The organism is Actinosynnema sp. NPDC037264 (genome assembly GCF_055603705.1).
This window is the reverse complement of the sequence record NZ_JBVJVK010000013.1, coordinates 1-24,728: the sequence shown is the minus strand read 5'-3', so window position 1 is coordinate 24,728 and position 24,728 is coordinate 1. Positions and strand designations below refer to the sequence as shown.

Genomic DNA, 24,728 nt, shown 5'->3' with positions numbered 1-24,728 from the left:
GGGCTAGGCCAAGGAGTCCCGCCACGCGGTGTGCAGCGCGGCGAACCGGCCGCGCCCGCCGATCAGCTCCTCCGGCGTGCCGTCCTCCACCACCCGGCCGCCGTCGAGCACCAGGACCCGGTCGGCGATCAGCACGGTGGACAGCCGGTGGGCGATGATGAACGCCGTCCGCTCGGCCAGGACGGTCTCCAGCGCGCCCTGCACCGCGCGCTCGGTGGGCACGTCCAGGCTGGACGTCGCCTCGTCCAGCACCAGCACCGCCGGATCGGCCAGGAACGCCCGCGCGAACGCCACCATCTGCCGCTGCCCGGCCGAGAGCCGCCCGCCGCGCTTGCGCACGTCGGTGTCGTAGCCCTCGGGCAGCGCCCGGATGAACTCCTCCGCGCCGACCGCCCGGGCCGCCGCCTCGACCTCCTCGCGGGTCGCGGACGGGCGGCCCAGCGCGATGTTGTCCAGCACGGACCCGTCGAACAGGAAGTTCTCCTGCGTCACCATGACCACCGCGCGGCGCAGCTCGGCGTCCGCCACGGACCGGAGGTCGACCCCGTCGAGCCGCACCGAGCCCTCGGCCGGGTCGTAGAACCGGGCCACGAGCTTGGCCAACGTCGACTTGCCCGCGCCGGTCGCGCCGACCAGCGCCACGGTCTGCCCGGCGGGCACGGTCAGGTCGAACGGCGGCAGCACGACGGGGCCGGAGTCCGAGTAGCGGAACTCGACACCGTCGAAACGGACCGAGCCCCGGACGTCGCCCAGGGGCGTCGGCTCCTCGGGCTCGCGGACCTGCGGCTCCTCCTCGAGCAGGCCGGAGATCTTCTCCAACGCGGCGGTCGCCGAGGCGTAGGCGTTGGCGAACATCGCGAGCTGGTCGAACGGGTCGTAGAACCGCCGCACGTACAGCGTGAACGCGGCCAGCACGCCCAGTTCGAGCTGCCCGTTCGCCACCCGGAACGCGCCCCAGGCGAGGATCACCGCCAGGGAGAGGTTGCCGATCACTCGAACGAGTGAGGTGAACGCTGCCATCACGCCCATCGCGTCGGTGTTGGCGTCGCGGAACCGGGCGTTGAGCTCGCCCATGATCTTCTCGTTGCGCCGCTCGCGCCGGAACGCCTGCACCGCGCGGATGCCGTTCATGGTCTCCACGAACTGCACGATGATCTTCGCGATCGCGCCGCGCGTGTCGCGGTAGGCCCGGCCGGAACGGCGGCGGAACCACTGGGTGAGCATGATCAGCGGCAGGAAGCCGGACAGCACGACGAGCGCGAGCGGGACGTCCAGGTAGAGCAGGACGACCGAGATGCCCAGCAGGGACAGCATCGAGGTGAAGAAGCCGTCCAAGCCCTCCTCGACCAGGTCCTGGAGGGAGTCGACGTCGCTGGTCAGGCGTGAGATGACCTTGCCGGACGTGTACTTCTCGTGGAACGAGACCGACAGCCGCTGCGCGTGCCGGAAGACGCGTTCGCGCAGGACGAGCAGCACGTCCTGGCCGATCCGGCCGGTCAGGCGGACGAACGACCAGCGCAGCAGCGTGGCGGAGATCGCGGCGGCGACGTAGCCGCCGACGCACCAGGCCAGGGCGTCGGGGCGGCCGTCGAGCGCCGCCGGGATGCCGGTGTCGATGGCCGCCGCGATGAGCAGCGGGCCGGCCAGGTTGACCACGTTCTCCGCGATCACGATCACCAGGGCCAGGATCGCGGCCCTGGTGTGCGGGCGGATCAGCTCGCCGAGCAGCCGGCGGGAGCGGGCCTGGAGCTTGACGCCGGTGGCGTAGTCGACGTCTTCGACGTCCTCGGCGCCCACACCGCGCCAGGCTTCGTCGTCCTGCCGGGGTTCGGTCACGCTCGTCACGCCGCCACCTCCTCATCCTCCATAGTGGACAACAGGTTGCGGTAGTCCTCGTTGTCCGCCAACAGTTGCGTGTGCGTCCCGGTGGCCGCGATCCGGCCGTCCACCAGCATCGCCACCCGGTCCGCCAGCTGCACGGTGCTCGGCCGGTGGGCGACGACGAGCGCCGTGACGCCCTTGAGCACGCGGCGCAGCGCGGCCTCGACCTCGGCCTCGGTGTGCACGTCCAGCGCGGAGAGCGGGTCGTCGAGGACCAGGACGGCCGGGTGGCCGGCGACGGCGCGCGCGAGGGCGAGGCGCTGGCGCTGACCGCCGGACAGGGACAGGCCCTGCTCGCCGATCCGGGTGTCGAGCCCCCACGGGAGGGCGTCGACGAACTCCTCGGCCCGCGCGACCTTCAGGGCTTCGCGGACCCGTTCCTCGCTCACGTCCTTCGCGCCGAGGGCCACGTTCTCGGTGACGCTCGCGGAGAACAGGATCGGCTCCTCGAACGCCGTGCCCACGACCCGCCGGAGGTCGGCGAGGTCGAGGTCGCGCACGTCGACGCCGTCGAGCGTGACCCGGCCTTCCGTGACGTCGGCCAGCCGGGGCACGAGCGCGGTGACGGTGGTCTTGCCGGACCCGGTCGCGCCGACCAGGGCCACGGTCTCACCCGGCCGGATGTCCAGGTCGACGCCGCGCAGCACCTCGTTGTCGGAACCGGGGTGGTGGTAGCGGACGCCCTCGAAGCGGACGTGCCCGCGGACGGGCGCGGCCAGCGGCTTCGGGTCGGCGGGCGTGGTCACGGTGACCGCGGTGTCGGTCACCTCGAAGTACCGCTCCAGGGCGGAGGCGGTCGAGTTCGTCTCCGCCAGCAGCCACCCGATCGAGTCGATCGGCCAGCGCAGGTAGGCGCTCACCGTGACGGCGGCGACGAGCGTGCCGACCGTGACGGTGCCGTTGGCGATGCCGATCGAGCCGAACGCCAGCTGACCGGCGATGCCCAGCTCGGGCAGCACGATCAGCACGGCCCACAGCGCGGCGAAGATCCGCACCTTCGAGACCTCGGTGTCGCGGAGCTCGCGCGCCTGGCGGATGAACCGCTTGGTCAGGTGCGGGCCGCGGCCGAAGGCCTTGAGCACGCGGATGCCCAGGACCGACTCCTCGACCACGGTCGTCAGGTCGCCCGCCTGGTCCTGCGCGCGGCGGGCGACGACCTTGAACTTCGTCTCGAACAGGTAGGACAGCGCGACCAGCGGCAACGTGCTGGCCAGCACGATCAGGCCGAGGACGGGCGACAGCCAGAACAGCACGCCCAGGCCCGCGGCCACGATCAGGGTGTTGACGACCAGGAAGATCACGGCGAAGCCGACGAAGCGCCGGACCTGGGTCAGGTCGGTGGTGGCGCGGGACAGCAGCTGCCCCGACTGGTAGCGGTCGTGGAAGGCCACCTGCAGGTCTTGCAGGTGGTGGTACAGCTCGGCCCGCATCCGCGCCTCGACGTCCGACGCCGGTCCGGCGATCAGCTTGCGGCGGGCGTAGAACAGCGCGGCCTCGGCGCAGCCGAGCAGCACGATGACGCCGACGAGCAGCGGCAACGCGCCCAGGTCGCGGTCGGCGATCGGGCCGTCCACGATTTGTTGGGTGATCAGCGGGATGCCCAGTCCGCACGTCATCGCGAGCAGCGTGGCGGCCATCGCCAGCACGACGGGTGTGCGAACGGGCCTGAGGTACGGCCACAGCCTGCGCAGAGTCGCGGCTGTGGAAGTACGGTCTTCCGACACGAGTCCCCCTCCGGTCCACCATGACGGTACGAAGGTGGACCGACCATCGGCATCCGGTTTTCGTGCCACCGACCCTGCAGGCTGGAGTTAGGTGGAGGTCAAGGGCCGGGCAGTCCAGGGAGGTCAAGGTGGGTGTGAGGTATCTCCGGGCGGAGCCGACGATGGCGTTCCCCCGCGGTCGGTTGTTGGCGGTGAGCGGGGGCAGGCTCTACGTGCTCGCGCCGGACGGGTGGGACGTGGCCGGCGGGCGGCGGCCGGAGGGCGCGCGGCCGATCAGCCGGGAGGAGGCGGAGGACTGGTGCCGGTTCGAGGCGGTCGGGGTCGAGGTGCTCGACGCGGTGCCGCTGCCGGAGTGACCCGGTCCACCAGGAGCGACTCGGTCCACCAGGGGGTGACCCGGTTCGGCGGGGTGGCTACTTCTTGCGGCGGCGCAGGATCGCGGGGGCGGTGAGCAGGCCCGCGAGGCCGTAGCTGGCCCCGGCGAGCAGGACGAGGACCGTCCACCGGTCGCCCACGGACGAGAGCCGGTCCGGCGCGCCGAAGTAGTGCGCGAGGCCCAGGATGACCGGGCCGATCAGGATGATCGGCCACACCGGGCGGATCTTCAGCAGCCACAGGACCGGTCCGGCGAGCAGCGCGCTGAACACCAGCGCGATCGGCAGGCCGATCACGACCAGCAGGATGAACTCGCCCAGGGTCGTCTCGTTCACCACCCGGTCGAGGACGCCGCTGCGGTAGGCCCAGATCCACGCGACGAGCAGCGCGGAACCGGTGACGGCCGACACCACGACGCGCAGGAGCACCTTGAACGCGAAGCCGCCCGCGGTCGGGCGCGAGGGGTGCGGCGTGTCAGTCACGGGCAGCAGTGTGGCCGACCGGGTGCCGCGCTGTCACCGGGGCGGCCAGGACGAAGCCGATCACGCCGGCGGCGACGGACCCGGCGGGGATCGAGACCCAGACGGTGAGCAGGGTGAGGACGGCGGTGAACGTCACCCCGACGGCGGCGTAGCCGAGCGGGCGGTCCTGGTGGGCGGCCTTGAGGACGGCCCAGGCCACGAGCACGCCGACGACCAGGCTGACCGGCATGGCGAACAGGCCCATGGCCAGGCAGTCCCAGTCCTCGGTCGAGCAGACGGCCCCGGAGGCGATGAGTTCGCGCAGGCCCCACCAGGCCGCGCCCAGACCGGCGCCCAGCGCGGCGCCGACGACCAGTCGTCCCAGCATGGCGGGTGGTTACCCGGATGAGGCGGTGGTCAAGCAGGCCCGTGCGATCACGGCGCGTTCGACGTGGAGGTCCGCCGCGCCCGGCGCATGTCCCCGAGCGACTCGGCGTGCGCCTTGACCGCCGCCAGGGTGTGCTTGATCGAGTCGACGTTGTAGCCGGGCCGGTCCTCGCGCCCGGTGACGCGGGGGCCCAGGAACCGGCGGACGAACCAGTTGCCCACCCGGTACCAGTTCTCCGTCACCACGCACCCGTCGCGGGTCGGCGTGATCACGTACGACCACCGCGCCACCCGGACCGTCAACGGCGACCGCACGTCGAAGGTCAGCAGCCGTTCGGGCTCGCAGGCCACGATCCGGGCGGTGGTCCACCACAGCTTGGCGCCGTTGCGGTTGAAGCCGCGGAACTCGACGCCGACCGCGGGTCCGGTGGCCCCGCGCAGCCACCGGCCGCCGAGGTTCTCCGGGCTGAACCGCCCCATCCGGGGCAGATCGCTCACCAGCGCCCACACCACGCCGGGGGCCGCGGCCACGTCGATGCTGTGCGAAATCGTCGGTTCCACCAGATCCAAGGTAGGAGGAATCGCCGCCGATTACGAGCCGCGATCGGGTGGACACGGTGAGCGAGCTTGCTGCCACACCTCAGGGCGGGTGACGGGGGCCGACCCGGATCACGCGCGTCGCGCCGAGACGGGACCGGACGCGGGAAGGCCCCCGGCAGCGGTGCTGCGCGGGGGCCTTCTCCGGATCCGGTCGGGGTCAGCCCCGGGTGGAGCGGACGCCCAGGAGGACGTCCTCCCAGGACGGCACGATCGGGTGGTTCTTCTTGCCTCGCTTGGGCGGTGGGTCCTTGCGGGGCGGTTGCTGCTTGGCGCCTGCCGCCGGCTGTTGCGGCGCGGGGGCCGCCGGCGCGGGCTCCTCGGCCACCGGTGCGGGCTCCGGCGTCGGCTGGGGCTCCTGGACCGGGGGCGGAGGGGGCGCCGGCGCCGGTTCCTCGCGGACGAGGATCTCCGGCTCCTGCTGCTTCTCCAGCTCCAGGGCCTGGCGGGCCAGCTGGGTCACCGGCCGGACCGTGCGCAGCGTGCGGTTGGGGTTCGGGTCCATGAGCTCCATGGCCCCGTCGTCCAGCGCGGTCACCGTGCCGCCCTGGGCGCCCGGGTGGAAGGCCCAGTGCGCCAGGTTGTCGGACCTGCCGGCGGTCCAGTGCAGCTGCACGACCCAGCGGCCGTCCTCGCCACGCCACGAGTCCCAGCTGACGTCGGCGTACTCCTGGCCGCGCAGGCCGAAGGAGTGCGCGACGACCTCGCCGAGGGTCTGCACGTCCGGGCCGTCCTCGCGGACGGGGTGGGCGCGCTGGGCCAGGTCGGCGGTGCGGGAGCGCTCGAGGAGGACGGGGTAGGCGTAGCGCTCGACCCGGTGCGCGGGCAGGCCGGCCGCCGCCGCCACCTGGGCGACGGACTCACCGGCGCGGATGCGCGCCTGGATCTCGCGCGGGCGCATCTGGCTCTCGACCTCGATCTCGATCTGGCCGAGCCGGGTGAGGTCGCCGCGTGCCGCCGCGCGCAGCCGTTCGTCGGCGGGGAGCACGAAGCGCTCGCCGCGATCCGGGTCCTCGAGGATGACGGACTTGCCGTCGTCTTCGAGCCCGATGACTCGCAACGCTCGCATCATGGCCTCCCGGATGGCTCACCTCGCCGAGTACTCACGTTAATGCGGCGCGCCGCCTTGACGGGGGAGACTCGCCGTGTTCGCCGATATCTTCGTGTGATCTTGCCGTATGTCGGCGGCCCGCGCACCTCCGTTAGCACAAGGTTCACCTCGCCGGCGGTGGGTGCGGCTTCCCGAAGTGCCTGGTCATGGCTGTGGGGGCCGCCCCGGATGGGACGACCCCCACAGGTGGGTCCGGGTCAGAGCTTGGAGACGACCCAGTCGACGGCCTTCGTCAGCGTGCTCACGTCGGTCGGCTCGACGGCCGGGAACATGGCGACGCGGAGCTGGTTGCGGCCCAGCTTGCGGTACGGCTCGACGTCCACGATGCCGTTCGCGCGCAGGACCTTGGCCACCACGGAGGCGTCCACCGAGTCGTCGAAGTCGACGGTGCCGACGACCTGGGACCGGTGGGCCGGGTCGGCCACGTACGGCGTCGTGTAGGAGGTCGACTCGGCCCACGTGTACAGCCGCGAGGACGAGTCGGCGGTGCGGTCGACGGCCCACTTCAGGCCGCCGTTGCTCAGGATCCACTCGATCTGGTCGTTGAGCAGGAACAACGTGGCCAGGGACGGCGTGTTGTAGGTCTGGTCCTTGGTGGAGTTGTCCAGGGCCGTGGTCAGCGAGAGGAACTCCGGCACCCAGCGGCCCGACTTGCCGATCTCGGCGACGCGCTCCAGGGCGGCCGGCGACATCAGGGAGATCCACAGGCCGCCGTCGGAGGCGAAGCACTTCTGCGGCGCGAAGTAGTAGACGTCGAAGTCCGCCGGGTCGACCGGCAGGCCGCCCGCGCCGGAGGTGGCGTCGATGGCGATCAGGGCGCCGTCGGAGCCCGCGGGGCGGGAGACGGGCACCGCGACGCCGGTCGAGGTCTCGTTGTGCGCCCAGCCGACGAGGTCGGCGCCCTCGGCGTAGGCGATCTCGGGCGCGCTGCCCGGGTCGGCCTTGACCACGATCGAGTCGCCCAGGAACGGCGCGTCGGAGGTGACCTTGGCGAACTTCGAGGAGAACTCGCCGTAGGTGAAGTGCTGGGCCCGCTCGCGCACCAGGCCGAACGCGGCGGCGTCCCAGAACGCGGTGGTGCCGCCGTTGCCGAGGACGACCTCGTAGCCCTCGGGCAGCGAGAACAGCTCGCGCAGGCCGGCGCGGACCGAGCCGACCAGGGACTTCACCGGCTTCTGCCGGTGGGAGGTGCCCATCAGCGCGGCGCCCTCGGCCGCGAGCGCCGCCAGGGCCTCGGGACGGACCTTGGAGGGCCCGCACCCGAACCGGCCGTCGGACGGCAGCAGTTCGGGGGGCAGGACCAACGAGGTCGGGTCGGCGGTCTGGGTCATCGCGAAGCCTCCGGTCACGGGGAGGGGGTCGGCACGACCGGCGCCGTTGCCGGGAGCCCTAAGTGTTGCAGCCGGGTGGCCGGGCGGTGACAGCCGGGTGTCCCGGGTCACGCCACGCGGGGTGGAAACCCCCAGTTCCGGTGGGCCGGGTCAGGCGATCTCGGCCCAGCCCTCGACCTCGGACGGCTTGCGGGGGCCGGGGCCCACGTACTTCGCGGACGGGCGGACGAGGCGGCCCGTGCGCTTCTGCTCCAGGATGTGCGCCGACCAGCCGGCGGTGCGGGCGCAGGTGAACATCGCGGGCATCATGTGCGGCGGGACCTGGGCGAAGTCGAGGATCACCGCCGCCCAGAACTCGACGTTGGTCTCGATGGCGCGGTCCGGGCGGCGTTCGCGCAGCTCGGCCAGGGCGGCCTGTTCGAGGGCGTTCGCGGCCTCGTAGCGGGTGGCGCCCAGCTCCCGGCACGTCCGCCGCAGCACGCGGGCGCGGGGGTCCTCCGCGCGGTAGACGCGGTGGCCGAAGCCCATGAGGCGCTCGCCCCGGTCGAGGATGCCCTTGACGTAGCCCTCGGCGTCGCCGGTGCGCTCGACCTCTTCGATCATGGGCAGCACGCGGGCGGGCGCGCCGCCGTGCAGGGGGCCGGACATGGCGCCGATGGCGCCGGACATGGACGCGGCGACGTCCGCGCCGGTGGAGGCGATGACGCGGGCGGTGAACGTGGAGGCGTTCAGGCCGTGCTCGGCGGCCGACACCCAGTAGGCGTCCAGCGCCTTGACGTGCGCGGGGTCGGGCTCGCCGCGCCAGCGGGTGAGGAAGCGCTCGGTGATCGTCGTGCACTCGTCGATGCGGTGCTGCGGCACGGCGGGCCGGCCGATGCCCCGCGCGGACTGCGCCGCGTACGACAGGGCCATGACCGAGGCGCGGGCCAGCTGCTCGCGCGCCCGCTCGTCGGTGATGTCCAGCAGCGGCTCGTAGCCCCAGATCGGGGCGACCATGGCCAGCGCGGCCTGCACGTCCACCCGCACGTCGCCGGTGTGCACGGGGATCGGGAACGGCTCGGCGGGCGGCAGCCCGGGCCCGAAGCGGCCGTCGACCAGCAGCGCCCACACGTTGCCGAAGGTCACGTGGCCGGCCAGGTCCTCGATGTCCACGCCGCGGTAGCGCAGCGCGCCACCGTCGCGATCCGGTTCGGCGATCTCGGTGCGGAAGGCGACCACGCCCTCGAGACCCGGCCGGAATCCGTCGTCCTCGGTCTGCACCACGCTGTGCGCTCCTTCTCGGCGGAAGTAAAGAGTTGGAGAAACCTTGCTCCCCTTCCGACCTGCGGGCAATCGCGGGTGCGCGTGTCGTCGGTCACGATCAAGGAACCGATTCAGAAGACGGGTGATCGTTAACGCCTTGTTTCGGTTCGGCGGTGGGCGGTGTTTCCCGTGGTAGACCACCGGCCATGCACCTGACACCGCACGAGCGGGACAAGCTGCTGGTCCACGTGGCGGCGGACGTCGCGCGCCGGAGGCTCGAACGCGGGGTGGTCCTGAACTACCCGGAAGCGGTCGCGCTCATCACCGAGCACGTGCTCGAAGGCGCCCGCGACGGCCGGACGGTCAGCGAGCTGATGGACAGCGGCAGGCACGTGCTGAGCCGGGAGCAGGTGCTGGAGGGCGTCCCGGAGATGATCGAGTCCGTGCAGGTCGAGGCGACCTTCCCGGACGGCACCAAGCTCGTGACCGTGCATGACCCGATCGTGTGAGGAGCAGCCCGTGGTCCCTGGCGAGATCGTCACCGGCGACGAGCCGGTCGAGCTGAACCCCGGTCGGCCGCGCACCACGCTCGTCGTGGTCAACGCGGCGGACCGCCCGGTGCAGGTCGGGTCGCACTACCACTTCGCGGCGGTCAACCCCGGCCTGGAGTTCGACCGGGAGGCCGCGTGGGGCAAGCGGCTGGACGTGCCGGCGGGCACGGCGGTGCGGTTCGAGCCGGGTGTCGAGCGCGAGGTCGTGCTGGTGCCGCTGGCCGGTGCGCGGCGCGTGCCCGGGCTGCGGCCGGAGTGGGCCGGGGAGCTGGACGCCGGCGAGCCTGGCGCACGGGAGTCGGACGCCGGGGAGTCGGACCGGTGACCGGGATCAGCCGCCGCCGCTACGCGGAACTGCTGGGGCCGACGGTCGGCGACCGGATCCGGCTCGCCGACACCGACATCTTCATCGAGGTGACCGAGGACCGGTCGAGGGGCCGGCGCGGCTCGGGCGACGAGGTGATCTTCGGCGGCGGGAAGGTGATCCGCGAGTCGATGGGCCAGGGCGTGGCCACCCGCGCGGAGGGCGCGCCGGACCTCGTCATCACGGGCGCCGTCGTGCTCGACCACTGGGGCGTGGTGAAGGCCGACGTCGGGGTCAGGGACGGCCGGATCGTCGGCATCGGCAAGGCGGGCAACCCCGACACCATGGACGGCGTGGACCCGGCGCTGGTCATCGGGCCGTCCACCGAGGTGCTCTCGGGCAACGGGAAGGTGCTCACCGCCGGCGGCATCGACTGCCACGTCCACTTCATCACGCCGGGGATCGTGGACGTGGCCGTCGCCTCGGGGCTGACCACGTTGATCGGTGGCGGCACGGGCCCGGCGGAGGGCACGAAGGCCACGACGGTGACGCCCGGCGCGTGGAACCTGGGCCGGATGCTCGTCTCGCTGGACCACCTGCCGGTGAACGTGCTGCTGCTCGGCAAGGGCAACACGACCCGCGAGGACGCGCTGCGCGAGCAGCTGGCCGGCGGTGCGGGCGGGTTCAAGCTGCACGAGGACTGGGGGACGACGCCGGCGGCGATCGACGCCTGCCTGAGGGTCGCCGACGAGTCCGGGGTGCAGGTGGCGATCCACACGGACACGTTGAACGAGGCCGGGTTCGTGGAGTCGACGCTGGCCGCCATCGCGGGCCGGTCGATCAACGCCTACCACTCCGAGGGCGCGGGCGGCGGGCACGCGCCGGACATCATCCAGGTGGTGTCCGAGCCGAACGTGCTGCCGTCCTCGACCAACCCCACGCGCCCGCACACGGTGAACACGCTGGAAGAGCACCTGGACATGCTGATGGTGTGCCACCACCTCAACCGGTCCGTGCCCGAGGACCTGGCGTTCGCGGAGAGCCGCATCCGGCCGACCACGATCGCGGCCGAGGACGTGCTGCACGACCTGGGCGCGATCTCGATGATCAGCTCGGACTCGCAGGCGATGGGCCGGGTCGGCGAGGTCATCATCCGGACGTGGCAGACCGCGCACGTGATGCACGGGCGGTTCGGCGAGCTGGCGGACAACCTGCGCGCCCGGCGGTACGTGGCCAAGTACACGATCAACCCGGCCATCGCGCACGGCATCGACCACGAGGTCGGGTCGGTGGAGGTGGGCAAGCTGGCCGACCTGGTGCTGTGGGAGCCGAAGTTCTTCGGCGTGCGGCCGTCCGTGGTGCTTAAGGGCGGGTTCATCGCGCACGCGGCGATGGGCGACGCGAACGCGTCCATCCCGACCCCGCAGCCGGTCTTCGCCCGGCCGATGTTCGGCGCCCACTCGGCGGCGCGCGGCAGTGTGCACTTCGTGTCGCAGCAAGCGGTCGACGCGGACCTGGCGGACGTGCTGCGGTTGGCGCGGCCGTTGGTGGCGGTGGGGAACACGCGTGGCGTCACCAAGGCCGACATGGTGCTCAACGACGCGATGCCGTCGGTGAAGGTGGACCCGGACAGCTTCGCCGTGCGGATCGACGGCGAGCTGGTGGAGCCCGCGCCGGTGGCGGAGCTGCCGATGGCCCAGCGCTACTTCCTGTTCTGATGAACCTCGCGGCGCTGATGATCGCGGACTCCCGGTTCCCGGGCGGCGGCCACGTGCACTCGGGCGGGCTGGAGGAGGCCGTCGCGCGGCGGTTGGTGACCGACGAGGCGTCGTTGGCGTCGTTCCTGATCGGGCGGCTGCGGACGGCGGGCGCGTTGGGCGCGGTGTTCGCGTCCGCCGCGTGCCGCGGGCGTTATGCGGAGCTGGACGCCGAACTCGACGCCCGCACGCCGTCGCCCGCCCAGCGCAACGCCTCACGCGTGCAGGGGCGCGGCATCGCGCGTGCGGCCCGGCGGGCGTGGCCGACGGCGGCGTTGGCCGAGCTGCTGCGGGTCACGCCGAGGCCGCACCACCCCGTCATCGTCGGCGTGCTCGTCGGCGAGCCGTTCGAGGCGGCGCAGACCGTGGCCTACCACGCGGTGACGGGTCCGGCGACGGGCGCGATCCGGCTGCTCGGCCTCGACCCGTTCGCCGTGAACGCGGTGCTGGCCCGGTTGGCGCCCGAGATCGACGCGATCGCCGCGACGGCCGCCGGGCACGCCGACACCCCGCCCGAGGACCTGCCCGCCCCGAGCGCGCCCGGCCTGGACCTGCTGGCCGAAGCCCATGACCGCCACCACACGGAAGAGGTGCGTCTCTTTGTCAGCTGACCACGTGCACCCGGTGAACTTCGACCCCACCGACGCGGGCCACGACCCGCACCACCCGCACGACCACGGGCACCGGGCCGTGCGCCTGGGCATCGGCGGGCCGGTCGGCAGCGGCAAGACCGCGCTGACCGCGGCGCTGTGCCGGGCGCTGGGCGACAGCGTGAACCTCGCCGTGGTGACGAACGACATCTACACCACCGAGGACGCCGACTTCCTGCGCGCGGCCGGCGTGCTGGACGTCGAGCGGATCGAGGCCGTGCAGACGGGCGCGTGCCCGCACACGGCGATCCGCGACGACATCACGGCCAACCTGGACGCCGTGGAGCTGCTGGAGCAGCGGATCCACGGCCTGGAGCTGGTGATCATCGAGAGCGGCGGCGACAACCTGACCGCGGTGTTCAGCCGCGGCCTGGTCGACCGGCAGGTCTTCGTGGTGGACGTGGCGGGCGGCGACAAGGTGCCGCGCAAGGGCGGCCCCGGCGTGACCACCGCGGACCTGCTGGTGATCAACAAGACGGACCTCGCGCCGCTGGTGGGCGCCGACCTCGGTGTCATGACGGCCGACGCCCACCGGATGCGCGGCGCGCTACCGGTGATCGCGCAGTCCCTTGTGGACACACCGGACGCTCCCGCGGTGGCCGACTGGGTGCGCGCTCAGCTCCGCACGCTCGCGGCGGTCAGTTGATCGCCGAACGGGCTGACGTCGCCCGCGCAGCCGTGCTGGTCGGTCATCGGCAGGTACAGCGGCACGGTCTCGTCCGGCGGGAACACGCGCACGCCCCACACGGGCGTCTTGCGGCACACGTCCGGGTCGAAGTTGTCGACCTGGGCGAAGCCGACGTCCGAGCGGACCGCCGCGCCGTGCGGCAGGGTGAGCAGCGGACCGCGGTCGCCGACGCGCACGGCGGCGGCGCCGACCCGGTCGCCGTCGGCGTCCACATAGGACACACCCGGGAAGCCCCGCAGCACGCACGTGCGCAGCCCCCGGTTGGTGAACACGACCTCCCGGTACACGGTGCCCGCCGCGCCTCCCACGCGGCCGAACCCGATGGTCAGGTCCGCCGAGCGGCACGTCGAGACCTCGGCTCGCTGTGCGACCGCGGTTCCCCCGGTTCCGCCGATAACCACCATTGCCGCGATGACAGCGGCTGTTGCGACAACTCTCCTCATCACGATCTCCCCCGAGATCCGCGGGTGGCGGTTCCACCCGACCTGGTGACGTGTCGGGGGTCACAGGGGTTGCTCCGGTGAGGGCGCGGGCTCACCTGGTCGTGGCACGCGACCCGAACGGGCGAACCGTCGTGCGCGGGATGCGGTCGATGGCGCCGCTGCGCCTGGTGCCGCGTCGCGGCGCCGACGAGGTGGCGCTCGTGCACCTGGTCAGCGCGGTCACGGCCCCGTTGGGCGGTGACGACCTGGAATTGCGGGTGACGGTCGAGGAGGGCGCGTCGCTGGAGCTGCGCGGCGTGGCCGCGACGCTGGCGCTGCCCGGTCGGCACGGGGGCGGCAGCCGCGCGCTGGTCGACGTGGAGCTGGCCGACGGCGCGTCGTTGGCGTACCTGCCGGAGCCGACGGTCGTCACCGCGCGTGCGTGCCACGAGTCCGTGTTCCGCGCGCGGATGGGGGAAGGCGCTCGGCTGCGCGCGCGGGACGTGGTCGTGCTGGGTCGGTCGAACGAACGGCCGGGCTCGCTCACCACGACGCTCGACGTCCGGCGGAACGGGCCGCTGATCAAGCAGACGTCTCGATTGGGAACGCCCGAAGTGGACGCGAGCCCGGCCGGTCTGGCGGGCCGCCGGGTGTTCGGCACCGAGCTGCTGTGCTGGGGCGACGACCTGCCGGGAGCGGTTTCGGAGCAGTGGTGGTCGCTCGTTCCGCTGGCACGCGGTGGAAGTCTGGGCACCGCCGTGGCCGACGACGCCGTGACCGTCGAACGCGCGCTCGACCAGGCACGGGCCAGGCATCCCGGATCGAGCGACGTTCTGACTCGATCTCGTACTCGATTCCGAGGCGAGGGTCACACCGAAAGTCACGGATCGGGTGGCGGTCATCACCGTGCGGGCGGTTTCGCCTCGGGCGGGAAAGCCGTACGGTCGCTGGACCGCTAGGCGCCACAAGTGCCTTGGCCAGGACGAACTACGCTCCGGGAGGTCGGGATGTCGGAGACGACGAACATCGCGTTGCCGTCGATGCGGGTGTCCTACGAACAAGGCTCGCTCACGGAGAGCGACCTCGCGGCGAGTTGGCACGAGCAGTTGCAGCTGTGGCTGGACCAGGCGGCGGGCGCGGGCCTGCCGGAGCCGAACGCGATGGTGTTGGCGACCTCGGACACCGAGGGCCGCCCGTCCTCGCGGACCGTGCTGGCCAAGGGCCTCGACGAGCGCGGCCTGGTGTTCTTCACCAACTACACGTCGACGAAGAGCCACGACCTGATGGCCACCCGGTACGCGTCGGCCACGTTCCCGTGGTTCGCGATGCAGCGGCAGGCGCACGTGCGCGGCACCGTGGAGAAGGTCGGGCCCGCCGAGACCGCGAGCTACTGGGAGAGCCGCCCGCGCGGCTCGCAGCTGGGCGCCTGGGCCTCGCCGCAGTCCCGCGTCGTCAGCGGGCGCTCCACTCTGGAGAGCGCGCTGAACAAGGTCGAGCGGCAGTTCGCCGACGCCGACCGGGTACCCGTGCCGCCGCACTGGGGCGGCTGGCGCATCCGGCCCGAAGAGGTCGAGTTCTGGCAGGGCCGCCGCGACCGGATGCACGACCGCCTCCGCTTCCGCCTCGGCCGCGACGGCTGGGAAGTGCAGCGGGTCGCCCCCTAGCGGCGGCGCAACAGGATGACGTGATCGGCCTCCGCCACCACTCGATGGGTGGCGGAGGCCTTTTTCACGAGTCGGTCCTCCTCGTCGGGCGTGGTCGGCCAGTGCGACGGGCGGGACACGACCAGCCACTCGGCGTCGGCCGGGAACAAGGACACCCGGCACCGGCCGGTGAGGTGCGGTGCGAGGCGGTTCGACGCGGCGACGTGGGCGTCGTCCGGGATCATCGCCAGGACTCCGGCGGCCGTCGCGCGCCGGCCCTCGTCCCACGTCGGCTGGTGCGGGGGTCGCAGGAGCAGGGCGAGCGTGAACGCGGCCGTGACCGTCGCGCAGATCCAGACCCGGCGCGGGTTCGCGGTCAGGAACGCGAGGAAGACCACGGGCATCAGCACGGCGCTGTAGTGGTGCTCGATGCCCCAGTACGCCGGGTTGCCGGAGGCGAACCGCCACGCCAGCGTGGGCAGCGCGATCACGAGCAGCGGCGACCGGGCGGCGAGGAAGCCGGTAGGCGCGAGCAGCGCGACCGCGGTGAGCAGGCGCAGCCAACCCAGGCCGCCGGTCTCCGCCGTCCGCACCCAGTACGGGTAGCCGCCCGCCGGGTTCACCGCGGGCAGCACCGCGAGCACGACCACGGCGGACGCCGCGACCCCGAACGCCGCCACCGCCCAGCCACGCCGGACCCCGCGCCACACCAGGTAGAGGCCGATCGCCGCGACCGTCAGGCCGAGGTCCTCCTTGACCAGGACGAGCGGCAGGGCCCAGGTGACCGCCGGGCGCCACCGCTCGCGGGCCAGGGCCTCCAGCGAGAACGCCAGCAGGGGCACGGCGAAGGCCACCTCGTGGAAGTCGAACGCCACGGTGTTGTGCAGGCCCCACGACAGCCCGTACGCCACGCCGACGACGACGCCGCGCCGACCGAGCCGGTCCACCGCGAACCTCGTCACCGGGATCGCCGACACGGCCAGCAGCACGGCTTGCGCGACCAGCAACGTCTCCGCGCGCGGGACCACCGCGTAGAACGGGGCGAGCAGGGCGAGGACCGGGTGGAAGTGGTCGCCGAGGAGCGGGAAGCCCGGGCCTTTCAGGTCGGCCGTCGGCCACCGCCCGGCGGCGTAGGAGCGCACCGCCTGCTCGAAGATGCCCAGGTCGAACCCGGTGGTCTGGAACGAGTGGTGCCGCGCGAGCGCGTAGCCGGAGTAGAGGACGGCCAGGCCGAGCGCGACGGCGTACGCCGGTCGGACGGTGGTCCGCGTTCGGGTGGTGGTCCGCGGTCGGGTGTCGAGCACGGCGGCAGCGTCGGGCGAGCACGCTGAACCGGAGCTGAAGCCGCCTGAAGGACCCTTCAGGCAAGGGGCAGCCGGACCGCCATCACCGTGCCCCGGTCGCTGTCCTCGACCTCGACCGTGCCGCCGTGGGCGCGCACGCCCTCGCGCACGATGGCCAGCCCGAGGCCCGCGCCGCCCTCGTCCCGCGCACGGCCCTCGTCCAGCCGCACGAACGGCTCGAAGACCCGTTCGCGGTCGGCTCCGGGGATGCCCGGCCCGTCGTCCGCGACGCGCAGCACGGCCGTGTCGCCCTCCACCGTCACGGTGACGGTGACCTGCGAGGACGCGTGCCGTTCGGCGTTGCCGAGGAGGTTGCGCAGGATCCGTTCCAGCTGCGGCCGGTCGCCGATGACCTCGACCGGTCCGGGCACGCCGGCCAGCTCCGCCAGGTCCACCCGGTGGCGATCGAGGGGTCCTTCGAGGCGGGCCAGGGACAGCAGGTCGGTGACGACGGCCTGCATCCGGTCGAGGTCCAGCACGGTGTTCTCGGCGGTGCGCCGCCAGTCGACCCGGTCGGGGTGGGCGAGCAGCACTTCGAGCTGGGTGCGGGCCGAGGCGAGCGGCGTGCGCAACTCGTGCGACGCGTCGGACGTGAACCGCCGTTGCCGGTCGAGCGCGGCGTTGAGCCGGAGGAACGTGTCGCCGGTGGTGGTCGCGAGCCACGCCAGCACACCGATCAGCAGCGCGGTGGCCGGGACCAACGTACGCAGCAGGTCCCGGACACCCTCCACGGCGGTCCGGTCGGCGTTGCCGATCGGCGCGGCCACGCGGACGTCGTAGAGCTCGGTGGTGACCGTGGCGACCTGGACCTCCATGACGTCGCCGTCGCGCCACAGGTCGGGCGCGACGCAGTCGTGCCGGTCGGGGTCCACGCGGACCTGGGTGGTGTACCGCCTCAGCACCCGTGATGGGCCTGACAGGCTGCCGAGGTTGATCGGGGGCTCCGTCGGCGGGCAGCTCGCGACCACCTCGTGGTCCCGGTCGACCACCTCGAACGGCCCGAGGGCGGTGCCCATCGACCGCACCGCCGCGAGGTCGCCGGTGGTCACGAGCAGCTTCGCCAGCCGGTGGGCGCCCTCGTCCGCGCGTGCTCGGGCGGCGTCGACGATCTGCTGCTCGACCTGCAGTTCCATCTGCTCGACCAGCCACGCCGCGCCGGCGGCCAGCAGCGCGCCGGAGACGAGGGCGGCGGCGACCGCGATCCGGATCCTGTCGATGGGCGGCCACGCGGTCGGGGACCTAGCCACCGGCGACCACGTACCCCGCGCCGCGGACCGTGCGGATGACGTCACGGCCCAGCTTGCGCCTGATCGAGCTGACGTAGACCTCGACCAGGTTCGGGTCCGGGGTGGCCGCGAAGTCCCACAACCCCTCCAGCAGCTCGGTCTTGCTCACCACCTCGCCCGGCCGCGACAGCAGGAACGACAGGACGCTGAACTCCTTGACCGACAACGGCACCAGCGCGCCGCGCGACCGGCACTCCCGCCTGCCCAGGTCCAGCTCGACGTCGCCGACCCGCAGCACGCTCGGCCGGGACGACCCGCCGCGCCGGATCAGCGCCCGCAACCGGGCCAGGAACACCACGTAGGAGAACGGCTTGGAGAGGAAGTCGTCGGCGCCGGTGTCCAGCGCCTCGGCCTCGTCCAGCTCACCGTCCTTGGCGGTGAGCATGAGGATCGGAGTCGAGTCGCCGGCCGTGCGCAGCCGGCGGCAGACGCGGTAGCCGTTCAGGCCGGGCAGCAGGATGTCCAGCACGATCGCGGAGTAGGCGTGCCGGGACGCCATCCACAACCCGTCCGTCCCGCTGAACGCGAGGTCGACCGCGTACCCCTCGGCCTCCAGCCCGGCCTTCAGGGACTCGGCCAACCGGACCTCGTCCTCGACCACGAGCAGTCGCACACCCGGCACCTTACGGACAGCCGCTCCCCTTTCCGCTACTCGACCGTGGCCATTCGTGTGTAGCAGGTGGTCAGCGACCGACACACTCGACATTCTTTGGAGAGCCACCCGCGCGCAGGAGGAACCATGAGCGTTGAGCCGGGCCCGAGCGACAACAGGTCGGAGGTCACCGGGTCGGCGGGCAACGTGTTCCAGGCGCGGGACGTGAGCGGTGGAGTGCACTTCCACCAGTCCGCGTCGGAGATGAGTCGGGTACCTCAGCAACTCCCCGGTGACATCCGCGGATTCGTCAACCGGTCGAGTGAGCTGGGGATGCTCGGCGACCTGTTGGCGCTCCGCGGCGACGACCGCGACGCGGTGGCGGCGGTGGTGGTCGCCGGCACGGCGGGTGTCGGCAAGACGTCGCTGGCCGTTCGCTGGGCGCACCGCGCACGTCACCAGTTCCCCGACGGCCAGTTGTACGTGAACCTCAGGGGCTACGACCCTGGTGAGCCGGTAACACCGGACCAGGCGCTCGACCGCTTCCTGCGCGTGCTGGAAGTGCGCCCCGACGCGATCCCGACCGACCTCGAAGCAAAAGCCGCGATGTACCGCTCGCTGTTGGCCGGCCGGCGCATATTGATCCTGCTGGACAACGCCGCTACGGTCGCCCAAGTCCGTCCGCTGTTGCCCGGCACGGCGGAGAGCCTGGTCGTGGTGACCAGTCGCAGTCGGCTATCCGGCCTGACTTCCCGCAACGGTGCCCGCAGGCTGACTCTCGAATTGTTGCCCGAAGCCGAGGCAGTCGAGCTGATCCGCTCGGTCACGACCGACTACCGCACCGACGACGACCGCGAGGAGATCGCCGAACTCGCCAGGTTGTGCGCCCGGTTGCCGCTGGCGCTGAGGATCGCCGCGGAACGAGCCGCCAGCAGACCGCACATGCCGTTGAACAGCCTCATCCAGGATCTTCGCGACGAATCCGGGCTGTGGGACGCATTGTCCACCGGGGACGACGACGAAGCGGGCGCAGTCCGCACCGTTTTCGCGTGGTCTTACCGTGCCCTGCCTGAGGCCGCCGCGCGGCTCTTCCGACTGCTCGGCCTGCATCCTGGAGCTGATTTCGGCGTACAGGCGGTCGCGGCCCTGGCCGACGTGCCGATCGCCGACGCGCGACGGCGGCTGGACGCCCTCATCGGCGCCCACCTGCTGGAGCAGACAGCGCCTGATCGCTACCAGTTCCACGATCTGTTGCGCGCCTACGCGACTGATCAGGTCAACACAGCCGAGTCGCTGGATGTTCGCCAAGCGTGCTTGCGGCGGCTGGTGCTGTGGTATCTGCACACCGCGGAGGCGGCCAACGCGGTCATGCACACGCACAGCCGGCGACTGCCGCTCGATCCGCTGGAATCGACCGCAGCCGTTCTCTCCTTCGTCGATCACGACGAGGCTGTCAGGTGGTACGAGAGCGAGTACGACAACCTGCTGGCCGCGACCAACGCGGCAGTGCGAGCGGGGATGGATCGGCTGGCGTGGCAGCTGCCGGTCGTCTTCAAGGCATACGGTTCGGCGAACAGTTCGATGGGCGAGAACGAGCGCGGGATGGACGTGGCGCTCGCCGCTGCTCGACGTGCGGAGGATAAGGCTGGCGAAGCAGCGGTCCTGTCCGCTCTCGGAGGTATCGCGATCCGACGGCAACGCCCCCTCGAGGCGATTGAACGACACGAAGCCGCCCTTGCCATCCGGCGCCAACGGGGCGATCGGCAGGGCGAAGCAGTTTCTCTCGCCAACCTCGGGATCGCGCACCTCGCCCAGCGTCGGTTCGACAGAGCTGCCGAGGTCTTCCGACAGGTCGGCGTCATCTACCGGGAAATCGGTGAACATCAGCGCATGGCGATCCCGCTCTACAACCTGGCTGACGCCCACATCGGTCAAGGGCGTTTCGCGGAGGCCGCTTCCGTCGCCGAGGAAGCCGTGGCCATCGGGCGGGAACTCCGCGATCGCTACGGAGAATCGATCGCTCTAATCGTCCTCGCCAGAGCACAATCCGCCATGGGGGAGTTCCGTCGTGCCCTGGACTCGATCGAAACCGCGCTGGACATCGTCCGAACGTTGAAGAATTTCCTGTTGGAGGGTTACGTCCTGTTGGAACTGGGGAAGATCCAAGGGTCTGTAGGTGATACCGCCAGTGCGTTGGAGTCGTACCAGCGGGCGGTGACCATCCATCGGTCCCTGGGAGATCGCGGCCGCGAGGCTCAAGCCCTCGATGGGACCGGAGAGGTCTACCAGGCACTGGCGCGCCACGAGGAGGCGGTGGACTTCCACCGACGTGCCGTGGCGGTCTTCCGGGAGATCGGTGACACGTGGCAATTGGGCTTGGCTTTGTGCCACTTGGGCGAGGCGCTGAATCTGAGTGACTCAAGAGCGGAAGCTGTCGCGGTTCGAGAAGAGTCGCTGAGTTGTCTCGCGGGGTTCTCGGACGAGTTCACGGTGGCGCTCAGGGAGAAGGTCGAAGCGGCTTTGGGTCGGTAGCTCCGTGGATCGGAATCCGATCGGGCGAGTCGGTTTCACCACTCGGTGCACAGGCACCTTCACCTGCACCCGACACGCGACGGACCGCGATCGTCCGCGCAGCGTTGTGCAGGGATTCGAGAGAACGCTTCCGGACGTCGCCGAGTGACGCGGACCTGGCCAGGGTGCACGGCCAGACCTCGCCGTCCGCGCCGATCGCGAGTCGGTCCCAGCCGCATCGTCCGCACAGCTGGGCGACCTCCGGGCGGCCGTACGCTCCGGCCCGGCCGATCCGGCGCACGCGGTGGACGGTGATCTCGGATACTCCGAGTCCGGCGAGTTCGATGCGGGTCTGCCGGGTCCGCCGCCCGTGATGCCCTTCGATGATCGCGACGCGGATGGGTATGCCCCGGCGGACCGCCTGCGTGATGTTGGAGCGCGTCTGGGCATGGCTGCCCGTCCGGCCGGTGATCGACTCGTGTTCCATGGCGCGGTCCGAGTAGTAGGACGTGGCAAGCGCGACCCCGTTGCGTTCGAACAGCCGCCATAGGTCGTCGCGGATGCGCACCAGGTTGCTGTAGACCTCGACCGCCAGGTCACGGGACAGCGCGTGGTCGACGAGCCGGGCGAACGCGGGATGCGTGGTCGGCTCGCCGCCGATGAACTGAACCTCCTCCACGCCGTGGTCGGCGGCTTGGTCGATCACCCGTGACCAATCGTCGGTGGTCATGGTGCCGCTCGTGCCCAGAGGCGACGAGTCGGCGTAACAGTGCGTGCAGCGGAGTTGGCAACGACCGGTCAACTCGAGCGACAGCCAGCGCAACACGGCCCCACCCCCACTGTTGTCCTCTCAGCGTCGACACTGCCCAGCGTGCTGAGAAGCCCCAAACGAGTGATGGGTGTTCCAGGTCTCGGTGAAGGAGTTGTTAGTTGCCGTACGCTAACGACCGTGCGGAGAGTGCTGGGGAAGATCGCCATCGACACCCGACCGCTGAGGATCGTGGCGTTCCGGCGGTTGTGGCTCTCGACGATCGTCACGGCCGTCGGCAGCCAGTTGACCGCGGTGGCGGTGCCCAAGCAGGTGTACGACCTCACCGGGTCGTCGGGCTGGGTGGGTGTGGCGGCCGGGGTGGCCCTGGTGCCGTTGTTGGTCTTCGGGCTGTACGGCGGCGCGATCGCGGACGTGGTGGACCGGCGCAAGCTGCTCGTCGTCACGAACACGGGTGTCGCGGTGACGTCCGTGCTGCTGTGGGCGCAGGCCGCGCTGCACGTGGACTCGGTCTGGCTCGTGATCACCCTGCTCGGGCTGCAGCAGGTGTTCTTCGCCGTGAACGCCCCCGCCCGCACCGCCTCCGTCGCCCGGCTGGTGCCCGCCGAGCAGATCCCGGCCGCCACGGCGTTGAGCTCGACGGTGATGATGTTCGGCGGCGTGTTCGGTCCCATGCTGGCGGGCGCGTTGATGCCGGTCGTCGGCCTGTCGACGTTGTACCTGGTCGACGCGGTCGCGCTGACGCTGACGATCTGGGCGGTCTGGAAGCTGCCGCCGCTGCCGCCGTTGAGCGGCACGTCGCGGCGCGCCGGGCTGCGGGACGTGGTCGACGGGTTCCGCTACCTGGCCGTGCAGAAGATCCTGCTCGCGAGCTTCCTGCTGGACATCATCGCGATGGTGTTCGGCATGCCGCGGGCGCTGTTCCCGGAGATGGCCGAGAACACGTTCGGCGACCCGGCGGGTGGCGGGTTGGCGCTGGGGCTGCTGTTCGCCGCCATCCCGTTGGGCGCGATGCTGTGCGGCCTCACGTCCGGCTGGACGTCACGCGTGACCCGGCACGGCATGGGTGTCGTGCTCGCGGTCGTGGCGTGGGGCGTGGCGATGATCGGGTTCGGCCTGTCGAACGCCCTGTGGCTCGCGGTGGTGTTCCTGGCGATCGGCGGCGCGGCGGACATGATCAGCATGGTGTTCCGCAGCGCGATCCTGCAGTCGGCGGCCACGGACGAGATGCGCGGCCGGATGCAGGGCGTGTTCATCGTGGTGGTGGCGGGCGGTCCCCGGTTGGCGGACCTGCTGCACGGGACGACGGGGGCCATGATCGGTCCCGGCAGCGCCACCGCGTCGGGCGGGGTCCTGGTGGTGGTGGCGACGGTGCTGGCGGTGCTGGCGATCCCGGCGATCAGGCGCTACCGGTTCGCCCCGGCGGACGTCGCCACCGGGGGCGTCGCTGCCGGGGACGCCGCCAAGTGAACCGCTGACCGCGGTCAGACCGGGGTTCGCGGAGCCTGGCCCGGGTCGCCGTGCCGTACCCGCGCCGCGCGCACCCTCAGGCGGTCCAGCAGCAGTATGGCCGGGGTCGCCGTGATGCCGTGCAGCACGATCGAGCCGATGACCACCAGGCCGACCACTCGCCAGATCGCGTCCTGGTCGGCGAAATCCCCGGACTGGAGCGCGTAGGCGACGTAGAAGAGCGATCCGACGCCGCGCACCCCGAAGAACGAGATGACGGCCCGCTCACGGGGCCCCGTCTTGCCCCGAGCCAGCCCGACCAGGCCGGCCACCGGTCGCACCACCAGCAGGAAGACCAGTGCCACCAGCACCTCCCGCCACCCGGTGCCGGCCAGCAGGCCGGTGACCGCCGCGCCGCCCAGCAGGAAGATGATCAGCACCGTGAGCATCCGCTCGACCTGCTCGACGTACTGGTGCAGGACGCGGTGGTAGCCGTGGGACCGCTCGCCGGCCCTGATCGCGCAGGCGCAGACGAAGACCGCGACGAAGCCGTACCCCTCGGCCAGCTCGGTGAGGCCGTAGGCCAGGAACGTGGCGGCCAGCGCGACGAAGCCCTCCGCGTGCTCCGCCAGCCGGAAATCCTTCGACGGCGCGGCGAAGAACAGCTTGCGCAACCCCCACCCGGTGAGCAGGCCGACGAGCAGCGCGCACGCCAGTCGCCACAGCACGTCCACGGCGAGCCACTGCGGCAGCCAGGCGCCCGGCGCGGCGCCGACGACGCTGATGGCCACGGCGGCGTAGGTGAACGGGAACGCCAGCCCGTCGTTCAGCCCCGCCTCGGACGTCAGCGCGAAGCGCGCCTCGTCCTCCTCCTCGCCCGGGTCGTCGGGGTTCTCCGCGGGCTCGGCGACCTGCACCTCGCTCGCGAGCACGGGGTCGGTGGGCGCCAGCACCGCCGCCAGCAGCACCGACGAGGCCAGGCCCAGGCCGAGCGCGCTCCACCCGAGCGCGCCGACGGCCAGCATCGACAAGGGCATCGTGATGCCGAGCAGCCGCCAGGTCGTCGACCACCGGCGCAGGCCGACCGGCCGGTTGAGCGCCAGGCCCGCGCCCATCAGCGAGATGATCACGCACAGCTCGGTGAGGTGCACCGTGAGCGTGCCGTGCTCGGTCGGATCGGGATCGGGCAGCGGGTCGATGACCGTGAACGCGAGCGCGCCCGCGGCCAGGAAGACCATCGGCATGGAGGCGGGCGCCCGTCCCAGGACCCGCGGCAGCACCGCGGCCAGGAGGGTCGCGACGCCGACACTGGCGTAGACCACCGCAGTCGGACCCAACGGGTGAGTTCCTCTCGTCGGCGCGTGGTTCTCCCGGTCGAGCGTGTTCCCGGTCGAGCGGGTTTCGCGGTCGAGCGGGTCGAGTACTCAGCCAGTTACCCGCATCGGGTGGCGCCAACCCCTGTGCGTGTTGGGGATGCGCGCCCGCGCGTGGGTCCACGGTCTCCTGGGCATCCCTAGATGATGCCTCTGACCTGCGGAAATGCTGAGAACGCCCTCAGTCCTCCATAAGCTCTTGATCGTCCGGGACACGATGTTCCGGACGCCCGGGTTGGTGGGGTGTGGCAATCAGTCCTCTGCCGTTGGATGGCTCTCGA

At 71.8% G+C, this 24,728-nt stretch carries 24 protein-coding genes; 10 read left to right on the top strand and 14 right to left on the bottom strand.

Annotated elements, in window-relative coordinates; translation table 11 throughout:
* Nucleotides 1-3: 3 nt before the first annotated feature.
* Complete coding sequence (locus ACZ7GX_RS16940) at nucleotides 4-1,845, bottom strand: ABC transporter ATP-binding protein (protein ID WP_498777571.1); 1,842 nt, start codon at nucleotides 1,843-1,845, stop codon at nucleotides 4-6.
* Nucleotides 1,842-3,518, bottom strand: coding sequence for an ABC transporter ATP-binding protein (locus ACZ7GX_RS16935; RefSeq protein ID WP_498777569.1), 1,677 nt, complete (start codon nucleotides 3,516-3,518; stop codon nucleotides 1,842-1,844). The genes ACZ7GX_RS16940 and ACZ7GX_RS16935 overlap by 4 nt, the downstream gene beginning before the upstream one ends.
* Nucleotides 3,519-3,739: 221 nt before the next feature.
* On the opposite strand from ACZ7GX_RS16935, the gene ACZ7GX_RS16930 reads away from it, so the two are divergent.
* A complete protein-coding gene (locus ACZ7GX_RS16930; RefSeq protein ID WP_498777567.1) occupies nucleotides 3,740-3,961 on the top strand; it encodes a hypothetical protein in 222 nt (73 codons plus the stop codon).
* Between the two features lie 57 nt (nucleotides 3,962-4,018).
* Here the strand turns inward: ACZ7GX_RS16930 and ACZ7GX_RS16925 are convergent, their stop codons facing one another.
* From ACZ7GX_RS16925 to ACZ7GX_RS16900, 6 genes are all read right to left on the bottom strand, one after another.
* Complete coding sequence (locus tag ACZ7GX_RS16925; protein WP_498777565.1) at nucleotides 4,019-4,462, bottom strand: hypothetical protein; 444 nt, start codon at nucleotides 4,460-4,462, stop codon at nucleotides 4,019-4,021.
* The gene (locus ACZ7GX_RS16920) at nucleotides 4,455-4,829 is read right to left on the bottom strand and encodes a hypothetical protein (RefSeq protein WP_498777563.1); all 375 of its coding nucleotides are present in this window, start codon (nucleotides 4,827-4,829) and stop codon (nucleotides 4,455-4,457) included. Before ACZ7GX_RS16920 ends, ACZ7GX_RS16925 begins: the two co-directional genes overlap by 8 nt.
* A 47-nt stretch (nucleotides 4,830-4,876) precedes the next feature.
* The gene (locus ACZ7GX_RS16915) at nucleotides 4,877-5,389 is read right to left on the bottom strand and encodes an SRPBCC family protein (protein WP_498777561.1); all 513 of its coding nucleotides are present in this window, start codon (nucleotides 5,387-5,389) and stop codon (nucleotides 4,877-4,879) included.
* Between the two features lie 196 nt (nucleotides 5,390-5,585).
* The gene (sepH, locus tag ACZ7GX_RS16910) at nucleotides 5,586-6,494 is read right to left on the bottom strand and encodes a septation protein SepH (protein WP_498777558.1); all 909 of its coding nucleotides are present in this window, start codon (nucleotides 6,492-6,494) and stop codon (nucleotides 5,586-5,588) included.
* 239 nt (nucleotides 6,495-6,733) lie between these two features.
* Complete coding sequence (gene serC / locus ACZ7GX_RS16905) at nucleotides 6,734-7,867, bottom strand: phosphoserine transaminase (RefSeq protein WP_498777875.1); 1,134 nt, start codon at nucleotides 7,865-7,867, stop codon at nucleotides 6,734-6,736.
* A 150-nt stretch (nucleotides 7,868-8,017) separates the two neighbouring features.
* The gene (locus tag ACZ7GX_RS16900; protein WP_498777556.1) at nucleotides 8,018-9,130 is read right to left on the bottom strand and encodes a citrate synthase 2; all 1,113 of its coding nucleotides are present in this window, start codon (nucleotides 9,128-9,130) and stop codon (nucleotides 8,018-8,020) included.
* A 185-nt stretch (nucleotides 9,131-9,315) separates the two neighbouring features.
* On the opposite strand from ACZ7GX_RS16900, the gene ACZ7GX_RS16895 reads away from it, so the two are divergent.
* Genes ACZ7GX_RS16895 through ureG form a run of 5 tightly spaced genes read left to right on the top strand, consistent with a single transcriptional unit; the run spans nucleotide 9,316 to nucleotide 13,017 of the window.
* A complete protein-coding gene (locus ACZ7GX_RS16895; protein WP_498777554.1) occupies nucleotides 9,316-9,618 on the top strand; it encodes an urease subunit gamma in 303 nt (100 codons plus the stop codon).
* Between the two features lie 10 nt (nucleotides 9,619-9,628).
* Nucleotides 9,629-9,985, top strand: a complete 357-nt coding sequence (locus ACZ7GX_RS16890) for an urease subunit beta (RefSeq protein WP_498777552.1) — start codon at nucleotides 9,629-9,631, stop codon at nucleotides 9,983-9,985.
* The gene (locus ACZ7GX_RS16885) at nucleotides 9,982-11,682 is read left to right on the top strand and encodes an urease subunit alpha (protein ID WP_498777550.1); all 1,701 of its coding nucleotides are present in this window, start codon (nucleotides 9,982-9,984) and stop codon (nucleotides 11,680-11,682) included. Before ACZ7GX_RS16890 ends, ACZ7GX_RS16885 begins: the two co-directional genes overlap by 4 nt.
* Nucleotides 11,682-12,332 (top strand): urease accessory protein UreF, encoded by a 651-nt coding sequence (locus ACZ7GX_RS16880; protein WP_498777548.1) that lies wholly within the window; start codon nucleotides 11,682-11,684, stop codon nucleotides 12,330-12,332. The genes ACZ7GX_RS16885 and ACZ7GX_RS16880 overlap by 1 nt, the downstream gene beginning before the upstream one ends.
* 4 nt (nucleotides 12,333-12,336) lie before the next feature.
* Entirely contained in the window at nucleotides 12,337-13,017 is a 681-nt protein-coding gene (ureG, locus tag ACZ7GX_RS16875; RefSeq protein WP_498777872.1) for an urease accessory protein UreG, read from the top strand.
* On the opposite strand, the gene ACZ7GX_RS16870 is transcribed toward ureG, so the two are convergent.
* Nucleotides 12,987-13,463 carry a DUF4232 domain-containing protein gene (locus ACZ7GX_RS16870; RefSeq protein ID WP_498777546.1) on the bottom strand — a complete coding sequence of 159 codons (477 nt, stop codon included), beginning with the start codon at nucleotides 13,461-13,463 and terminating at the stop codon, nucleotides 12,987-12,989. The genes ureG and ACZ7GX_RS16870 overlap by 31 nt on opposite strands.
* A 116-nt stretch (nucleotides 13,464-13,579) precedes the next feature.
* Here ACZ7GX_RS16870 and ACZ7GX_RS16865 point away from each other — a divergent pair, with 116 nt between their 5' ends.
* Together ACZ7GX_RS16865 and pdxH are read left to right on the top strand one after the other, a co-directional pair.
* Complete coding sequence (locus ACZ7GX_RS16865) at nucleotides 13,580-14,440, top strand: urease accessory protein UreD (RefSeq protein ID WP_498777543.1); 861 nt, start codon at nucleotides 13,580-13,582, stop codon at nucleotides 14,438-14,440.
* Between the two features lie 48 nt (nucleotides 14,441-14,488).
* Nucleotides 14,489-15,145: a pyridoxamine 5'-phosphate oxidase gene (pdxH, locus tag ACZ7GX_RS16860; RefSeq protein WP_498777541.1), complete on the top strand. Its 657-nt coding sequence runs from the start codon at nucleotides 14,489-14,491 to the stop codon at nucleotides 15,143-15,145.
* On the opposite strand, the gene ACZ7GX_RS16855 is transcribed toward pdxH, so the two are convergent.
* Genes ACZ7GX_RS16855 through ACZ7GX_RS16845 form a run of 3 tightly spaced genes read right to left on the bottom strand, consistent with a single transcriptional unit; the run spans nucleotide 15,142 to nucleotide 18,366 of the window.
* Nucleotides 15,142-16,428 (bottom strand): DUF2079 domain-containing protein, encoded by a 1,287-nt coding sequence (locus ACZ7GX_RS16855; RefSeq protein WP_498777539.1) that lies wholly within the window; start codon nucleotides 16,426-16,428, stop codon nucleotides 15,142-15,144. The two genes, pdxH and ACZ7GX_RS16855, sit on opposite strands and share 4 nt — an antisense overlap.
* A gap of 56 nt (nucleotides 16,429-16,484) precedes the next feature.
* Nucleotides 16,485-17,714, bottom strand: coding sequence for a sensor histidine kinase (locus ACZ7GX_RS16850; RefSeq protein WP_498777537.1), 1,230 nt, complete (start codon nucleotides 17,712-17,714; stop codon nucleotides 16,485-16,487).
* Nucleotides 17,707-18,366: a response regulator transcription factor gene (locus tag ACZ7GX_RS16845; protein WP_498777535.1), complete on the bottom strand. Its 660-nt coding sequence runs from the start codon at nucleotides 18,364-18,366 to the stop codon at nucleotides 17,707-17,709. Before ACZ7GX_RS16845 ends, ACZ7GX_RS16850 begins: the two co-directional genes overlap by 8 nt.
* Before the next feature lie 126 nt (nucleotides 18,367-18,492).
* Between ACZ7GX_RS16845 and ACZ7GX_RS16840 the strand changes: the two genes are divergently transcribed.
* Nucleotides 18,493-20,877: an ATP-binding protein gene (locus ACZ7GX_RS16840; RefSeq protein WP_498777533.1), complete on the top strand. Its 2,385-nt coding sequence runs from the start codon at nucleotides 18,493-18,495 to the stop codon at nucleotides 20,875-20,877.
* Here ACZ7GX_RS16840 and ACZ7GX_RS16835 read toward each other — a convergent pair.
* Entirely contained in the window at nucleotides 20,843-21,682 is an 840-nt protein-coding gene (locus tag ACZ7GX_RS16835; RefSeq protein ID WP_498777531.1) for a radical SAM/SPASM domain-containing protein, read from the bottom strand. The two genes, ACZ7GX_RS16840 and ACZ7GX_RS16835, sit on opposite strands and share 35 nt — an antisense overlap.
* Nucleotides 21,683-21,751: 69 nt before the next feature.
* On the opposite strand from ACZ7GX_RS16835, the gene ACZ7GX_RS16830 reads away from it, so the two are divergent.
* Nucleotides 21,752-23,095: an MFS transporter gene (locus ACZ7GX_RS16830; protein WP_498777870.1), complete on the top strand. Its 1,344-nt coding sequence runs from the start codon at nucleotides 21,752-21,754 to the stop codon at nucleotides 23,093-23,095.
* 14 nt (nucleotides 23,096-23,109) lie between these two features.
* Here the strand turns inward: ACZ7GX_RS16830 and ACZ7GX_RS16825 are convergent, their stop codons facing one another.
* The gene (locus tag ACZ7GX_RS16825; protein ID WP_498777529.1) at nucleotides 23,110-24,411 is read right to left on the bottom strand and encodes a cation:proton antiporter; all 1,302 of its coding nucleotides are present in this window, start codon (nucleotides 24,409-24,411) and stop codon (nucleotides 23,110-23,112) included.
* Nucleotides 24,412-24,728: the final 317 nt, after the last annotated feature.

Bases quoted from the DNA above. Each gene is read 5' to 3' on its own strand.
- ACZ7GX_RS16935 (WP_498777569.1), bottom strand. From the start codon at position 3,518: ATGGCCGCCACGCTGCTCGCGATGACGTGCGGACTGGGCATCCCGCTG.
- ACZ7GX_RS16920 (WP_498777563.1), bottom strand. From the start codon at position 4,829: ATGCTGGGACGACTGGTCGTCGGCGCCGCGCTGGGCGCCGGTCTGGGC.
- sepH (WP_498777558.1), bottom strand. From the start codon at position 6,494: ATGCGAGCGTTGCGAGTCATCGGGCTCGAAGACGACGGCAAGTCCGTC.
- serC (WP_498777875.1), bottom strand. From the start codon at position 7,867: ATGACCCAGACCGCCGACCCGACCTCGTTGGTCCTGCCCCCCGAACTG.
- ACZ7GX_RS16895 (WP_498777554.1), top strand. From the start codon at position 9,316: ATGCACCTGACACCGCACGAGCGGGACAAGCTGCTGGTCCACGTGGCG.
- ACZ7GX_RS16880 (WP_498777548.1), top strand. From the start codon at position 11,682: ATGAACCTCGCGGCGCTGATGATCGCGGACTCCCGGTTCCCGGGCGGC.
- ACZ7GX_RS16870 (WP_498777546.1), bottom strand. From the start codon at position 13,463: ATGGTGGTTATCGGCGGAACCGGGGGAACCGCGGTCGCACAGCGAGCC.
- pdxH (WP_498777541.1), top strand. From the start codon at position 14,489: ATGTCGGAGACGACGAACATCGCGTTGCCGTCGATGCGGGTGTCCTAC.
- ACZ7GX_RS16840 (WP_498777533.1), top strand. From the start codon at position 18,493: ATGAGCGTTGAGCCGGGCCCGAGCGACAACAGGTCGGAGGTCACCGGG.
- ACZ7GX_RS16830 (WP_498777870.1), top strand. From the start codon at position 21,752: ATGGGTGTTCCAGGTCTCGGTGAAGGAGTTGTTAGTTGCCGTACGCTA.